This window comes from Glycomyces sp. NPDC046736, from assembly GCF_040645615.1.
GTDB lineage: Bacteria > Actinomycetota > Actinomycetes > Mycobacteriales > Micromonosporaceae > Glycomyces.
The window spans coordinates 18,368-33,042 of the sequence record NZ_JBEYYO010000017.1; the positions used below are offsets into that span (position 1 = coordinate 18,368).

General features: G+C 71.3%; 13 protein-coding genes. 10 read left to right on the forward strand and 3 right to left on the reverse strand.

Annotated features, from left to right (window positions below; all coding sequences use genetic code 11):
* Position 1 precedes the first annotated feature (1 nt).
* The 8 genes from AB0B28_RS16830 to AB0B28_RS16865 all read left to right on the forward strand — a co-directional run bounded on the left by AB0B28_RS16830 (position 2) and on the right by AB0B28_RS16865 (position 9,916).
* Positions 2–1,645: a glycoside hydrolase family 13 protein gene (locus AB0B28_RS16830; RefSeq protein ID WP_360121960.1), complete on the forward strand. Its 1,644-nt coding sequence runs from the start codon at positions 2–4 to the stop codon at positions 1,643–1,645.
* Positions 1,646–1,692: 47 nt separating this feature from the next.
* Positions 1,693–3,042, forward strand: coding sequence for an extracellular solute-binding protein (locus tag AB0B28_RS16835; protein ID WP_360121757.1), 1,350 nt, complete (start codon positions 1,693–1,695; stop codon positions 3,040–3,042).
* A gap of 148 nt (positions 3,043–3,190) precedes the next feature.
* Entirely contained in the window at positions 3,191–4,021 is an 831-nt protein-coding gene (locus tag AB0B28_RS16840; RefSeq protein WP_360121963.1) for a sugar ABC transporter permease, read from the forward strand.
* On the forward strand, positions 4,021–4,911 hold the full coding sequence (locus AB0B28_RS16845; RefSeq protein WP_360121759.1) for a carbohydrate ABC transporter permease: 891 nt from the start codon (positions 4,021–4,023) through the stop codon (positions 4,909–4,911). The genes AB0B28_RS16840 and AB0B28_RS16845 overlap by 1 nt, the downstream gene beginning before the upstream one ends.
* Before the next feature lie 170 nt (positions 4,912–5,081).
* On the forward strand, positions 5,082–6,359 hold the full coding sequence (locus tag AB0B28_RS16850) for a family 16 glycosylhydrolase (RefSeq protein ID WP_360121761.1): 1,278 nt from the start codon (positions 5,082–5,084) through the stop codon (positions 6,357–6,359).
* A 106-nt stretch (positions 6,360–6,465) separates the two neighbouring features.
* Positions 6,466–7,653 carry a glycosyltransferase gene (locus AB0B28_RS16855; RefSeq protein WP_360121763.1) on the forward strand — a complete coding sequence of 396 codons (1,188 nt, stop codon included), beginning with the start codon at positions 6,466–6,468 and terminating at the stop codon, positions 7,651–7,653.
* Positions 7,650–8,642: a glycosyltransferase gene (locus AB0B28_RS16860; RefSeq protein ID WP_360121765.1), complete on the forward strand. Its 993-nt coding sequence runs from the start codon at positions 7,650–7,652 to the stop codon at positions 8,640–8,642. Before AB0B28_RS16855 ends, AB0B28_RS16860 begins: the two co-directional genes overlap by 4 nt.
* Positions 8,643–9,082: 440 nt before the next feature.
* Entirely contained in the window at positions 9,083–9,916 is an 834-nt protein-coding gene (locus AB0B28_RS16865; protein ID WP_360121965.1) for an undecaprenyl-diphosphate phosphatase, read from the forward strand.
* A 42-nt stretch (positions 9,917–9,958) separates the two neighbouring features.
* On the opposite strand, the gene AB0B28_RS16870 is transcribed toward AB0B28_RS16865, so the two are convergent.
* Entirely contained in the window at positions 9,959–10,507 is a 549-nt protein-coding gene (locus AB0B28_RS16870) for an N-acetyltransferase (protein ID WP_360121767.1), read from the reverse strand.
* A 106-nt stretch (positions 10,508–10,613) separates the two neighbouring features.
* Here AB0B28_RS16870 and AB0B28_RS16875 point away from each other — a divergent pair, with 106 nt between their 5' ends.
* Together AB0B28_RS16875 and AB0B28_RS16880 are read left to right on the forward strand one after the other, a co-directional pair.
* Positions 10,614–11,468, forward strand: a complete 855-nt coding sequence (locus tag AB0B28_RS16875) for an ATP-grasp domain-containing protein (RefSeq protein WP_360121769.1) — start codon at positions 10,614–10,616, stop codon at positions 11,466–11,468.
* 78 nt (positions 11,469–11,546) lie between these two features.
* Positions 11,547–12,236: an alpha/beta hydrolase gene (locus tag AB0B28_RS16880; RefSeq protein ID WP_360121771.1), complete on the forward strand. Its 690-nt coding sequence runs from the start codon at positions 11,547–11,549 to the stop codon at positions 12,234–12,236.
* A 129-nt stretch (positions 12,237–12,365) separates the two neighbouring features.
* On the opposite strand, the gene AB0B28_RS16885 is transcribed toward AB0B28_RS16880, so the two are convergent.
* Together AB0B28_RS16885 and AB0B28_RS16890 are read right to left on the reverse strand one after the other, a co-directional pair.
* The gene (locus AB0B28_RS16885; RefSeq protein ID WP_360121773.1) at positions 12,366–13,346 is read right to left on the reverse strand and encodes an EamA family transporter; all 981 of its coding nucleotides are present in this window, start codon (positions 13,344–13,346) and stop codon (positions 12,366–12,368) included.
* 137 nt (positions 13,347–13,483) lie between these two features.
* Positions 13,484–14,632, reverse strand: coding sequence for an aminotransferase class I/II-fold pyridoxal phosphate-dependent enzyme (locus tag AB0B28_RS16890; protein WP_360121775.1), 1,149 nt, complete (start codon positions 14,630–14,632; stop codon positions 13,484–13,486).
* Between the last annotated feature and the right edge of the window lie 43 nt (positions 14,633–14,675).

Genomic DNA, 14,675 nt, shown 5'->3' on the forward strand with positions numbered 1-14,675 from the left:
CATCTTGCATTCGGCACAGCGACCCGGCCGGGCCACCGACGAGTGGTGGCGGAACGCGGTGATCTACCAGGTCTACCCGCGCAGTTTCGCGGACGCCGACGGCGACGGCACCGGCGACCTCGCGGGAGTCCGCGCCCGCCTGCCCCACCTCGCCGAACTCGGCGTCGACGCCCTCTGGTTCACCCCCTGGTACCGCTCGCCGCAGGCCGACGGCGGCTACGACGTGGCCGACTACCGCCAGATCGACCCGGCCTTCGGCACCCTCGCCGACGCCGAGGCGCTCATCGCCGACGCGCTGGCCCTCGGCATCCGCACCATCGTGGACGTGGTCCCCAACCACGTCTCCGACCAGCACGCCTGGTTCCAGGAAGCGCTGGCCGCCGCCCCCGGCGACCCGGCTCGCGAGCGCTTCTGGTTCCGCGACGGCAAGGGCCCCGGCGGCGACGAGATGCCCACGCAGTGGACCTCCAGCTTCGCGGGGAACACCTGGACCCGCACCGAGGGCCCCGACGGGAAGCCCGGCCAGTGGTATCTGCACCTGTTCGCCCCCGAGCAGCCCGACCTCAACTGGAACCACCCCGACGTGGTCGCCGAGCACGAAGCGGTGCTGCGCTTCTGGTACGACCGCGGCGTGGCGGGCATCCGCATCGACTCCGCGGCGCTCATCGCGAAGGACCCCGAGCTCCCCGAAGTCCAGGAGCACCACGAACCCGGCACCCACCCGCACCTCGACCGCGACGAGCTCCACGAGGTCTACCGCGGCTGGCGCAAGGTCGCCGACTCCTACGAGGACTCCCGGTTCCTGGTGGGGGAGGTGTGGCTCGCCGACATCGACCGCTTCATGATGTACCTGCGCGACGACGAGATGCACATGGCGTTCAACTTCGACTTCATGACCCGTCCGTGGGACAAGGCGGCGCTGGAGGAGTCGATCCGCGCCACGATCGCCTCGCACTCGGGGGTGAGCGCCCCGCCGAGCTGGGTGCTCTCCAACCACGACGTGACCCGCCCGGTGACCCGCTACGGCCGCGAGAACTCCTCGTTCGCGTTCGCCGACAAGCGCTTCGGGACCCCCACCGACCTCTCACTGGGGGCCCGCCGCGCCCGCGCCGCGGCGCTGCTGACCGCCGCGCTGCCCGGCGTCCTCTACGTCTACCAGGGCGACGAGCTCGGTCTGCCCGAGGTCGAGGACCTGCCCGACGGGGTCCGCGAGGACCCGATGCACTTCCGCTCCGGCGGCGTCGACCCCGGCCGCGACGGCTGCCGCGTCCCGCTGCCGTGGACGGCCGCGGGCACCACCTACGGCTTCAACGACACCGGCGCCGCTCCCTGGCTGCCCCAGCCCGAGGGCTGGGGCGAGCACGCCGTCGAGGTCCAGGCCGCCGACCCCGGCTCCTTCCTGACCCTCTACCGCGAGGCGATCCGCTTGCGCCGCAGCGAGTCCGCGCTGCGCGGCGACGCCCTCGAATGGACCGAGACCGCCCCCGAGGTGCTCGCCTTCCGGCGAGGCGAGGACCTCACCTGCGTCGTCAACTTCGGCGACGTCCCGGCGGCGCTGCCCGCGCATTCGGCAGTGCTCCTCGCCAGCGGCCCCCTGGAGGGGGACCGCCTGCCGAAGGACACCGCGGCATGGCTGCGCACGTGACCGCCGTTCATCCCTCAACCGAACACCGCAACCACAAGGAGCAACCAATGAAAACCTCTCGCATCGCCGCCGCGGTCGCCGCCGCCGCGCTCGCCGCGGGCGGCCTCGCCGCGTGCGGGGACGACGAACCCGACGACGGCCGCACCCACATCACCGTCACCATCGACGCCGGGCTGGAGCAGGCCGCGATCGACGCGTTCAACAAGCGCATCGAGCAGTTCGAGGACGCCAACCCCGACATCGCCGTGGAGACTCAGGAGTACACCTGGACGGCGGGGACCTTCACCGCCCAGCTCGCGGGCGGGACCCTGCCGGACGTGTTCACCGTGCCGTTCACCGACGGCCGCGGCCTCATCGAGCGCGGCCAGATCGCCGACATCGGCGACCTGACCGCCGAGCTGCCCTACCGCGAGGACTACAACCCGAACATCGCGGCGGCCGGCGAGGACGCCGAGGGCGACCTGTGGGCCGTCCCGATCGCGGCCTACGGCCAGGGCCTGCACTACAACCGGACCCTGTTCACCGCGGCCGGGCTCGACCCCGACGCCCCGCCGACCACATGGGACGAGGTCCGCGCCGCGGCCAAGACCATCGCCGAGGAGACCGGCGAATCGGGCTACTCGGTGATGACCAACGACAACACCGGCGGCTGGATCCTCACCACCGTGGTCAACGCCCTCGGCGGCCGCACCGAGGCCGACGGCGCCGCGACCATCGACACTCCGCAGATGCGCGAGGCGCTCGGGCTCCTCCAGGACATGCGCTGGACCGACGACTCCATGGGCGACAACTTCCTGTACGACTGGGGCACCATCAACCAGGACTTCGCCTCGGGCCGCATCGGCATGTACGTCTCCGGCGGCGGCAACTACGGCAACCTGTTCACCCAGAACGCGCTCAACCCCGACGACTACGGCCTGACCGTGCTCCCGCTCGCCGACAGCCCCGACGCGGGCGTCCTCGGCGGCGGCACCCTCGCCGTGGTCAGCCCGAACGCCGAGGCCGAGGAGCAGGCCGCCGCGGTCAAATGGATCGACTTCTACTACATGGAGAAGCTCACCGTCCAGGAGGCCGCCGTGGCCAACGCCGAGATCAGCGCCGAGACCGGGCAGCCCGTGGGCGCCCCCGAGCTCCCGGTGTTCGACAAGGCCACCTACGACGAGGTCCAGACCTGGATCGCCGAGTACGTGAACGTGCCCGTGGACCAGATGGCCCCCTACACCGACCAGGTCTTCGAGCAGCCGCTGCTCAACGAGCCGGTCACCGCCACCCAGGAGGTCTACGGCGTCCTCGACACCGTGGTCCAGTCCATCCTGACCGACGAGAACGCCGACATCGACGCGCTCCTGGAGACGGCGCAGGCCGAAGCCCAGGCCGCAATCGACGCCGCCGCCTAACCGAAAGACGGACATGTCCTCGATCGACACCCGACCCGCCGGTGTCGCCGGCACCCGGGCCGAGCCGCGCCAAGCGGCCCGGCCCGGGCGCCGCGGGCCTCTCGCCCGCGCCCGCGGCGGCCTTCACACGCTGGTCTTCCTGGCGCCCATGCTGCTCATCTTCGGCGTCTTCTCGTGGCTGCCCATCGGGCGCGCCGTGGTGATGAGCTTCCAGCGCACCAACCTGGTCACCGACCCCGTGTGGGTCGGGTTCGCGAACTTCCAGCAGGTCTTCGCCGACCCGCAGCTGTGGACCGCGGTCCAGAACACCGGCTACTTCGCGATCCTCGCGCTGCTCTTCGGCTACCCGATCCCGCTCGTGGCCGCGATCCTCATGAGCGAGGTCCGCAAGATGCGCGGCCTGTTCTCGGCCCTGGCCTACCTCCCGGTGGTCGTCCCGCCGGTGGTCGCGGTCCTGCTGTGGAAGCTGTTCTACAACGCCGGCGACGACGGGGTCTTCAACACCATCCTCGGCTGGTTCGGCATCGGACCGGTCGCGTGGCTCCAGGACGCGAACATCGTGATGCCCTCGCTGGTCCTGGAAGCGACCTGGGCCGCGGCGGGCGGCACCGTCATCATCTACCTCGCCGCCCTCACCGGCGTCGACCCGAGCCTCTACGAGGCCGCCGAGATCGACGGCGGCGGCGTGTGGCGCAAGCTCTGGCACATCACGCTCCCGCAGATCCGCGGCATCCTCCTCATCACGTTCATCCTCCAGATCATCGGCACCGCGCAGGTCTTCCTCGAACCGTTCCTGTTCACCGACGGCGGGCCCGCGAACCGGACCCTGACGCTGCTGCTGCTCATCTACCGGTACGCGTTCACCAACTCGCTCGGCGGGGACTACGGGGCCGCCGCCGCGCTGAGCCTCTTGCTGGCGATCGTGCTGACCGGGTTCTCGATCCTGTACTTCCGCCTCACCCGACACTGGAGCAGCTGATGGCCGCACCGAGGAACGACCGCGGCCTGCTCGCCCCCACCGACCGGGCCCGCACCAGCGTCCGCTGGTCCATCCGCCTCTCCCACGGGCTGCTGCTGGCCCTGCTCGCCCTCACCGGGCTGGGCCCGATGCTGTGGCTCGCCAAGGCCGCCATCACCCCCACACAGGACACGCTGCGCACCCCGATGGCCCTGTGGCCCAACGGCTTCGACTTCGCGAACCTGGCCGAGGCCTGGACCCGGGTCGAGATCGACAAGTACTTCTTCAACACGATCGCCCTCGCGGGCGGGTCCTGGGCCGTGCAACTGCTGGTGGCCGCCACCGGCGGCTACGCGCTCGCGGTGCTGCGCCCCAGGATCGGCAAGGTCATCTCCGGCGCCGTGCTGGCCACCCTGTTCGTCCCCAGCGTGGTCCTGCTCGTGCCGCTGTACTTGACCGTGCTCGACCCGCCCCTGGTGGGGACCTCGATGCTCAACACGTTCTGGGCCGTGTGGCTCCCCGCGGGGGCCAGCGCCTTCAACGTGCTGCTCATGCAGCGGTTCTTCGCGAACCTGCCGCGCGAGATCTTCGAGGCCGCCCGCGTGGACGGGGCCGGGCCCTACCGGCTGTTCTGGTCGATCGTGCTGCCGATGTCGCGCCCGATCATCGGGGTCGTCTCGGTGTTCGCCGTGATCGCCTCCTGGAAGGACTTCCTGTGGCCGATGCTGGTGCTGCCCGACCCGAACCTCCAGCCGCTCTCGGTGCGGCTGCCGGTGCTCCAGCAGTTCGTGGAGCTTGACGTGTTCCTTGCGGCGCTAGCGATCTCGTCGCTCATTCCGATCGCGCTGTTCCTGGTGTTCCAGCGCATGTTCCTCAGTGGAGCGAGTCTCGGCGGGGCCGTCAAGGGCTGAATCGCGGCGAAGGGCCGGGGGCGACCCCGGCCCTTTGTCCGACTCGCCCTATTGACAAGGATCTATGACACTGATAGAAAGATAGGAATATTTAGAGAGAGCGCTCTCTCGGTTCTCCCATCGGGCCGATGGTAGCGCTCCCTCTATCCACGGAACGAGAGGACGACTCCGTGAGACCATTCCGAAATTCGGACCAGACCCGGCCGCGCCGCGGCCGGACCTACCGCGCGCTGGCGGTGGCGGTCGCCGCCGTCGCGGCCGCGGCCACGATCACGGCCACCATCGACCGCCCGGCCGACGCCGAGGAGTTCGAGGCCCAAGACGTCCAGGCGCTCCAGCTGACGTGGAGCGACGAGTTCAACGCCGGGGCCGGGACGGGCCCCGATTCCTCCAAGTGGCGCTTCGACATCGGCGGTGGCGGCTGGGGCAACAACGAGCACCAGTACTACACCAACAGCACCTCCAACGCCGCGCACGACGGCGCGGGCAACATGGTGATCACCGCCCGCCGCGAGAACCCCAACAATTACCAGTGCTGGTACGGCACCTGCGAGTACACCTCGGCGCGGCTGCTCACCCAGGGCACGTTCACCCAGGAGTACGGCCGGTTCGAGGCCCGCATCCAGATCCCGCGCGGCCAGGGCATCTGGCCCGCGTTCTGGATGCTCGGCGACAACTTCGGCGACGTCGGCTGGCCGCAGAGCGGCGAGATCGACATCATGGAGAACGTCGGCTTCGAGCCCAACACCGTCCACGGCACCCTCCACGGCCCCGGATACTCCGGCGGCGGCGGGGTCGGCGGCGGGTACACCATCGGCGAGCCCTTCGCGAACGGCTTCCACGAGTTCGCGGTCGACTGGAGCCCCGGCTCCATCACCTGGTCGGTGGACGGCAACGCGTACATGACCAAGACCGCCGCCGACGTCGGCGGGCAGTGGGTCTTCGACCACCCGTTCTTCATGCTCCTGAACGTCGCGGTCGGCGGCGACTGGCCCGGTTACCCGGACGGTTCGACGCAGTTCCCGCAGACGATGAAGATCGACTACGTGCGCGCCTACTCCGGTACCGCCGCCGGGGGCGGGACCATCACCGGCCTGGGCGGCAAGTGCCTCGACGTCGAGGGCGCGGGCACCGCCGACGGCACCCCGGTGCAGGTCTACACCTGCAACGGCACGAACGCGCAGCAGTGGAGCACCCCGGGCGACGGCACCCTGCGCGCCCTGGGCAAGTGCCTCGACGTCTCGGGGACGGGTGACGGCTCGCCGGTGCGGCTGTGGGGCTGCAACGGATCGGCGGCGCAGCAATGGGCCTTCTCGGGCGCGAACGACATCGTGAACCCGCAGGCCGACAAGTGCCTGGACATCCCCTGGGCCGACGCGTCCGACGGGATGAACCTCCAGATCGCCACCTGTAGCGGCAACAACGCGCAGAAGTGGTTCAGGACTTGATCTTGTGATCGAGGGATGAGCGGGGCCGGGGGGGCGCACCACCCTCCGGTCCCGCTTCTTCGTATGGTCGTACGAGCCCCGTCTCGACCATGTTGGAGGGAAACGCATGCGCGTGCTGTTCGCGGCGTTCAGCCGTTCCAGTCTCGGCCACGTCACCCGGATGCGCACGGCCGCGGCCCGCTTCGCCGCCGCCGGGCACGACGTGGCCGTGGCCGTCCACGAGCAGGCCCGGCCCCTCGTCGAACGCGCCGGTCTGGAGTGGATCGGCATCGAGGAGATCGGCCCGGCCCCGGCCTGGCGCGGCATGGCCGACGAGGCGGGCCTGCGGGCCTTCGCGCGCACCCGCCTGGCGAGCCCGGCCTACATCGAGCAGAGCATCGCCGACGAGCTGCGCGCGATCGACGCCTTCGCACCCGACGCGGTCGTCAGCGACATGCGCAACACCGCTTCGGTGGCCGCCTCCATGCGCGGCCTGCCCGCGTTCACCGTCCACAACCTGCGCCTGTTCCGCCATCCGATGCACGCGGTGCTCCCGGAGATCCTCGCGGCCCTCGACGGCCTCGGCCTCCCCCTCGCCCACGCCCGCAAGGTCCTCGGTGACGCGGTCCTCGTGCCCGACCTGCCCGTGCTCGACCCGATCACCGACATCCCGCCCGCCACCGCCACGCTCGTGGCCGGTCTCGCGCCCGAGATCCGCCACATCGGACCGCTCGTGCCCGACGCCCTGCGCGAAGGGCCCGCCGACCGCCCGCCGCTGCTCAACATCACCCTCGGCGGCTCCGGCGTGGGCGAGGACGACCTGGTGCGGATCGTCGCGGCCGCTTCGGGTCTCGGCGCGCCCATCGCGGTCACCCTCGGCACCGAAGGCCCCGGCACCGAAGACCTCGCCGCCCGCCTCAAGGCCGCCGCCGCGGGAGCCGACATCGACGTGGCCGCGTTCCGCCACGACGCCGCCGACCTCATGGCCCGCGCCACCGCCGCCGTCGTCCACGGCGGACACGCCTCGATGCTCGAAGGCCTCCTCACCGCCACCCCGCTGGTGTTCGTACCCCACTCCGAAGAGCAGCGCGGCAACGCCGCCCGGGTGGCCGCGCTCGGCCTCGGCGAGACCGCCGACCCCTCCGATCCCGAAACCCTCACCGCCGCAATGCGAAACGCCCTCGACGCGCCGCGAATCGCCCACCGCGACTTCGCCGCGATCCTCCACGCCGCCGACGGCGCGGCGGCCATGATCGAGGTCGTGACCCGAGCCGTGGCCCTCGCCCGGCTCACCCGGACGGCACCCAAGGCGTGACCACCGTCAGCCTCGTCATGGCGACCTGCGACAAACGCGAATACCTCGCCCTGACCCTCGCCTCGCTCACCGTCCAGACCCACCCCGACTTCGAAGTGGTCCTCTGCGACGACGGCACCCGAGGCGGCGTGGCCGACCTCGTCGACCAGTACCGCGACCGCCTCGACCTCCACCTCGTAATCCAGGAGAACCGAGGCCGCGCCGCCGCCCGCAACGCCGCTCTCGCGCAGGCCGGTGGCGACCTCGTCGTGTTCATCGACGACGACCGCATGGCCGACCCCGGCTTCGTCGCCGCCCACGTCCGCGCCGCCGCCGCGGGCACCGGCGTCATCGGCTGGAAACGACGCGCCCTCACCTGGTGGCGGCCCGGGCGACTCCTCTTGGGGGAGCAGGACCTCATCCGCACCGTGGTCCGCGCAGGCGGCCGAGACCGCCTCGCCGAACCACTCCACCTCCTCACCCCCGAAGCCCTCACCGCGGCCCCCGAGGCCGCCCTCGCCGGCGTCGACCTCGGCGAGGAACCCGACAACCACCACGCCGTCGTCGACGAATACGGCCCCGAACTCGAAGGCTTCCGCTTCGCCTGGGCCCTCGCCACCACCGCCAACCTCGCCGTGCCCCGCGCCGCCGTCGAGGACGCCGGAGGCTTCGACGAGGCCTACACCGGCTGGGGCCTGGAGGACACCGACCTCTCCTACCGCCTCCACCGCGCTGGCCTGCGCTTCCGCCTCGAACCCGCCGCCGTCAACCACCACCAGATCCACCCCCTCGCGGGCCCCGACCCCCAAGCGGCCCACCGCGTCATGCGCGCTCAGCTCATGCAGAACCTCGACCGTTTCTGCGACCGCCACCGCACCCTCGCCGCCTACCTCTACCGCCGCCGCTGGCAAGGCGCCCTCACCCTGCCCGAAGCCGACCGGCTCCTCGCGACCGCCGAAACCGACCCCCTCCTCACCAGGGAACTCACCGCCCTCTACGCCGAAGCGTGACACGATCCGGTATTCGGTGCCCGAATCACCCACATAACGGAGCTTCCGGACGTAGAGTGCCTACATCACCGGGCGAGCATCAGCCCGCCCGGCGGAGCGGAGCCGCAGGCGGCACGCACGCAGCCGCGGCCCGCTCACCGCCAGTTCTGTTCCTGCCATCGACGAGAGCTGGTCGCAGTCGGCGGCCCCGGACCACACCGGGGCCGCCGCACTCATGCCCGGCACCGTTCCCGAACCGCCGCCTGGAAACGGGAACGTCCCGGCTCACTCCCGCGTGTGTATGCCGGACGGTCACGCCGACGGGTCTGGCAAGATGTCCCAGTCGCGCCGGGCGCCAGACGGCGGAAGCGACTCCTGACCGTCGATGAGACGAAAGAAGCGCAAATGCACACTTCACCCTGCCCGCCCCCAGCGCACCCGGAGGCGGCCCGATGGTGAACATGACCTGGCTCGAAGCCATCGTGCTCGGCGTGGTCCAAGGCCTCACCGAGATGCTGCCGATCTCCTCCTCGGCGCACCTGCGGCTGACCTCGGCGCTCTTCTTCGAAGAGGACGCCGGCGCGTCCTTCACCGCGGTCACCCAGCTCGGCACCGAAGCCGCCGTCCTCCTCTACTTCTGGAAGGACATCGTCCGCATCCTCGTGGCCTGGTGGAAAGGCCTGTTCAACAAGGAACTGCGCGGCGAGACCGACTACCGACTCGGCTGGTACGTGATCATCGGCACCATGCCGATCGTCTTCTTCGGACTGATCTTCAAGGACGCCATCCGCGACGGCGCCCGCAACCTCTGGCTCGTGGCCTTCAGCCTCATCTTCTTCGGCCTCCTGCTCGCGCTGGCCGAACTCGCGGGCCGCAAGACCCGCACCTGGGAGGACTTCCGCCTCAAGGACGGCCTCATCCTCGGCTTCGCGCAGGCGGGCGCGCTCATCCCCGGCGTGTCGCGCTCGGGCGCGACCATCACCGCGGGCCTGTTCCTCGGCCTCGACCGCGCCGTCGCGGCCAGATACTCGTTCCTCCTGGCGATTCCGGCGGTGCTCGGCGCGGGCGTCCTCAGCCTCGGCGACGTGTTCGAACCGGCCTCCGAAGGCTCGGTCCCCTCAGGGGCCCAGATGCTCGTGGCCACGATCGTGGCGTTCTTCGTGGGCCTGGCCGCGGTCCACTGGATGCTCAAGTGGGTCGCCAAGCACAGCGTGTTCATCTTCGTCTGGTACCGCTGCATCCTCGGCGTCCTGGTCATCATCATGCTGGAGACGGGCTTCCTCTCCGCCACCTGAGCCGCAAGCGAAGGGCCGGTCCCCCGACCGGCCCTTTCGTCGTCACACGGACGGATCACGCAGCCCCACCGAGTCGCGGTCCCAGAACAGGTGCGGGTAGACCAGGGTCCCGGTCATCCACGGCTCGTACCCCGCGAGCGGGTACACCTGGAACGCGGCGTCGGGGATGCGCAGGGACGGCTTGCGGAACCCGAAGTCGCCGCCCGCCTCGAATCCCAGCCGCGCGTAGTAGCCCGGGTCGCCTTCGAGGAACACCAGCGGCGCGCCGCGCGCTTCGAGGACCGCCAGACCGCGCTCGACGAGCGCGGTGGCGATCCCGCGCCCTTGCAGCTCCGGCAGCACCCCGAGCGGGCTGAGCAACGCGACCTCCACGAGCCGCTTCGGCGCGTCCAGCAGCGCGGTACCGAACCGCACGTGCCCGGCCACCGCGCCCTCCACCTCTGCCACCAGCGACAGCCCCCAAGTGCCGCCGTCGGCCTCCCGCAGCGCGTCGTCGAGACCCGCGACCTTCTCGCCCTCGGCCCCGAACGCCGACTCGTGCACTCGCCGCACCGCCGCCTGGTCGGCAGCGGTCTCCTCACGTATCTCCATGCCAGGCACCCTAACCCCGCAACCCTGGCCGGGCGTGACCCCGTTCGACCGGACACCGCATCCTTGCAGTGGACCCCGACTGGGGAACGCGGACCGAGGAGAACCCATGACCGCACTGCTGCTGTGCGCCGACCCGCTCGCCCCCGCCCGCTCGCATCGCGCCGACCCCCACTTCGCGCGCGAAGCCGAGGCCGCCGACGAGGTCGCCGTCATCGACCACGACGCCCTCGACCACGGCGACGCCACAGCGGCGGTGCGACACGTCCCCAGGGGCCTCGGCCCGGCCTGGTACCGCGGCTGGATGGTCACGGCGAGCCGCTACGCGTCCCTGGAACGGGCCCTCGCCGACCGCGGCTGCCGACTGCTCGCCGACGCGGACGCCTACCGGCGCGCCCACGAGCTCCCCGGCTGGTACGACGCGTTCAAGAGCCGCACCCCGGCGAGCGTGTGGACCGCAGTGCCCGACGACCCCTGGCTGAACTGGGCCGTAACCCAACTCGGATCGACGGCCGCGATCGTCAAGGACTTCGTCAAGTCCCGCAAGCACGAATGGGCGACCGCCTGCCACATCCCCGACCTCGCCGACGCGGCCGGACTGCGACGGGTCGTCACCGCCTTCCGCGACCGCCAAGGCGAAGACCTGTACGGCGGCGTCGTGCTGCGCGCCTTCGAGGACTTCACCGACACCGACGGCGCCACCGACCAGGCCCGGGCGTGGTGGCTCGACGGCGAACCGATCGCCCTCACCGCCCACCCCGACACGCCCGCGAACCGCGTCGAACCGGACCTGACCGGGATTCACGACGCCGTCACGGCACTGGGCTGCCGGTTCGTCACCACCGACCTCGCCCGCCGCTCCGACGGCGTCTGGCGGGTCATCGAGGTGGGCGACGGCCAGGTCAGCGACTACCCGGCCGACACCGACGCGCGCCCACTGATCGAAGCGCTCCTGCGCGCGTGACGAGGTGCGTCGCGATGCGGCGTGGATGTCGGGGACCCGCGATAGCGTCGCAGTCATCCGACTCGCAGAGGAGCGCGCATGCGACCCGACACGGCCACCTTCGTCCTCATCCACGGCGGCGGCAGCAGCTCGTGGGACTGGCACCTGGTCGCCCCGCTGCTGCGCGAAAGGGGCCACGAGGTGATCGCGGTCGACCTCCCCATCGAGGACGACGCGAACGGCCTCCCCGAACACGCCGACGCCGTCGCCGATGCGATCGGCGACCGCGAACACGTCGTGCTCGTCGCCCACTCGCTCGGCGGCTTCACCGCCCCGCTGGTGTGCGAGCGGGTCCATGTCGACCTCATGGTCCTGCTGACCGCGATGATCCCGCTGCCGGGCGAGTCCATGGGCGGCTGGTGGGCGGCGGCCGAATACGAGAAGGTCGGCGTCAGCATCGACACCGAAGACGAGATGATCGCGGCCTTCATCCACGACGTGCCCCTCGCGTTCGCGAAAGAGGCGCTGGCTCACGGCCGCGAGCAGTCCGGCGCCAGGTGGGACGAGCCCACGCCGATGCAGGCCTGGCCCGACGTGCCGACCCGCTTCCTGCTGTGCCGCGACGACCGGTTCTTCCCGCCCGAGTTCATGCGGCCGCTCGTGCGCGAGCGGCTCGGCATCGAACCCGACGAGATCGACGGCAGCCACAGCGTGATGCTCAGCCGCCCAACCGAACTCGCCGACCGACTCCACCGGTACTGGGTAGAGCCGGACGGCGAGACGGCTTGAGGCGAGGCGGGAGCGCTGGCGTCATCGTCGGCGACGGCGGCCTTCGCGACCGAACGCCGCCGCTGACCGCTCGACCGGATTCGATTGAGCGCCTTGGCCACCACGCACCCGGTCCAGCGACTGAGCCGGTCAGCGCCGCGACTCGGCCGCCGCGAGGGTGGCTATCGAGCCGAGCAGGACCAGCGAACCGGCGACCGTGGCGAGCGTGAGCGGTTCGCCGAGGAACGCCACGGCCAGCATCGCGGCCGTGGCCGGTTCGATCAGCATCATCACCGACGCGGTCGTGGCCCGGACCCTGGCCGCGCCCGCGAAGTACAGCGGGTACGCCAGCGCCGTGGTGAACGCCGCCAGGTACGCCACCAGGGCGAACGCCTTGATCACGTCGCCCTCGGTCGGGACTAGGCCTTCGAGCAGCGCGGGCACGAACAGAGCTGCCGCGCCGATGCCGAAGGACCACATGGTGAGCGTGAACGGCTCCTCGCCGTCGCCGCGGCGGCCGGTGGCCCGGCCCAGCAGCGTCACGGTCGCGTAGCCGGCGGCCGAGAGCAGCGAGAGCGCCGCTCCGGCGGGCGCGATCACGCCGGGTTCGTTGGTGCCCACCAGGACCGCGAGTCCGGCGAGGGCCCCGGCCACGGCGAGCGCACCGCCGCGTCCGAGGCGTTCGCCCAGGAGCATCCGGCCTCCGATCGCGGTGAGGATCGGCCCGGAGCCGAGGGTCAGCAAGGTCGCGGCGGCGACGCCGGTCGATTCGACGGCCGCGAAGTACGCGGTCTGGAACACGGCCATGCCCAGGCCGGTCCCGACCAACAGCGGCACCCGCCGCCGCAGTGGCCGTGTGGAGCGCGGTGCCCGGGTTTTGGCTCGGAGCGGGTTTCGGCGGTTCCCGAAGGCCCGCAACGCTCCCGTGAACGCCAGGAGCAGCACCAGGCCGCCGAGGTGGCGCCAGAACGAGACGGCCGCGGGGCCGAGGTCGCTCCAGCGGTAGACGAGGTCGGCGGCGGCGCCGGTGGTGCCCCAGGTGAGGCCGGTGACGGTGAGGAAGGCGAGGCCGCGTCGTGCGGACGCGGGGTCCCCGGCGCGCGGGGGCGCGGGGGTGAGGACGGACGACATGCGTTCTCCAGCTGAGAGTCGCGAACAGGTGCGCTCGTCTGCGGGCACGCGCCATCGCCGCGCGCCTCGGCGCGCGATCGTGGGGCCCGCCTTAGCGGACCGGCGGGGAGAGTCGTCCGAGGTGCATGGCGGCCACCTTACGCGAGGCCTTCGCGCAATCGCTTGAGTCCCGCTTCGATCACCTCGACCGGCTTGCAGAACGTGAACCGCACTTCGGGGCGGGTCGCGGTCGGGTCGGCGTAGAACACCTGGTTGGGGATCGCGACCACGCCGCACCGTTCGGGCAGGTCGAGGCAGAACGCCATCCCGTCGGTGTACCCGAAGCCCTCGATGCCGCAGGTCACGAAGTAGGTGCCCTCAGGTTCGCGCACGCTGAACCCGAGGTCGGCCAGTCCGGCCGTCACCAGGTCGCGCCGCTCGCGGTAGCTCTCCAGATAGTCGCGGTAGTAGTCCTCGCCCGATTCGAGGGCTGCGGCGATCCCGTACTGGAACGGCGTGCCCGACGCGAACGAGAGGTACTGCTTGACGCCTTTGACGCGGTCGATGAGCTCGGCCGGGCCGGTGGCCCACCCGATCTTCCAGCCGGTCACCGAGAAGGTCTTGCCCGCGGAGCTGATGGTCACGGTCCGGTCGGCCATGCCCTCGAACCCGGCGAGCGGGAGGTGCTCGCGGCCGTCGAAGACCAGGTGCTCGTAGACCTCGTCGGTGACCGCGTACAGGTCGTGCTCGACGGCGACGCGGGCGACGGCCGCGAGCTCGCCGTGGTCGAACACGGTCCCGGTGGGGTTGTGCGGGGAGTTCAGCAGGATCAGTCTGGTCCGTGAGGTGACGGCGGCCCGGAGTCGGCCCAGGTCCGGCCGGTAGTCGGGCGCTTCGAGTCGCACCGGCACGAGCGTGCCCCCGGCCATCTCGATGCAGGCCTTGTAGGAGTCGTAGCACGGTTCGAACGCGATGACCTCGTCGCCGGGCTGGACCAGCGCGAGCATCGCGGCCGCGATGGCCTCCGAGGCCCCGGCGGTGACCACCACGCCGTCGTCGGGGTCGGGGGCGAGGCCGTACCAGTGCCGCTGGTGGGCCGCGATCGCCTGGCGCAGTTCGGGAACGCCCTGCATCGGCGGGTACTGGTTGCGGCCCTCCCGCATCGCGGCCGCGGCGGCGTCGATGATCCGGGCGGGCCCGGACTCGTCGGGGAAGCCCTGGCCGAGGTTCACCGCGCCGTACTGCTGCGCCAGCGCGGACATCACCGTGAAGATCGTGGTCTGGGGTTTGCGGACCGGTCCGGTCATGACGCCTCCTCTGCGAACCCGGACATCATCGCCCGTGCCCGCC

Bases quoted from the DNA above. Each gene is read 5' to 3' on its own strand.
- AB0B28_RS16840 (WP_360121963.1), top strand. From the start codon at position 3,191: ATGCTGCTCATCTTCGGCGTCTTCTCGTGGCTGCCCATCGGGCGCGCC.
- AB0B28_RS16870 (WP_360121767.1), bottom strand. From the start codon at position 10,507: ATGGAGATACGTGAGGAGACCGCTGCCGACCAGGCGGCGGTGCGGCGA.
- AB0B28_RS16885 (WP_360121773.1), bottom strand. From the start codon at position 13,346: ATGTCGTCCGTCCTCACCCCCGCGCCCCCGCGCGCCGGGGACCCCGCG.
- AB0B28_RS16880 (WP_360121771.1), top strand. From the start codon at position 11,547: ATGCGACCCGACACGGCCACCTTCGTCCTCATCCACGGCGGCGGCAGC.
- AB0B28_RS16855 (WP_360121763.1), top strand. From the start codon at position 6,466: ATGCGCGTGCTGTTCGCGGCGTTCAGCCGTTCCAGTCTCGGCCACGTC.
- AB0B28_RS16875 (WP_360121769.1), top strand. From the start codon at position 10,614: ATGACCGCACTGCTGCTGTGCGCCGACCCGCTCGCCCCCGCCCGCTCG.
- AB0B28_RS16835 (WP_360121757.1), top strand. From the start codon at position 1,693: ATGAAAACCTCTCGCATCGCCGCCGCGGTCGCCGCCGCCGCGCTCGCC.
- AB0B28_RS16890 (WP_360121775.1), bottom strand. From the start codon at position 14,632: ATGACCGGACCGGTCCGCAAACCCCAGACCACGATCTTCACGGTGATG.
- AB0B28_RS16845 (WP_360121759.1), top strand. From the start codon at position 4,021: ATGGCCGCACCGAGGAACGACCGCGGCCTGCTCGCCCCCACCGACCGG.
- AB0B28_RS16865 (WP_360121965.1), top strand. From the start codon at position 9,083: ATGACCTGGCTCGAAGCCATCGTGCTCGGCGTGGTCCAAGGCCTCACC.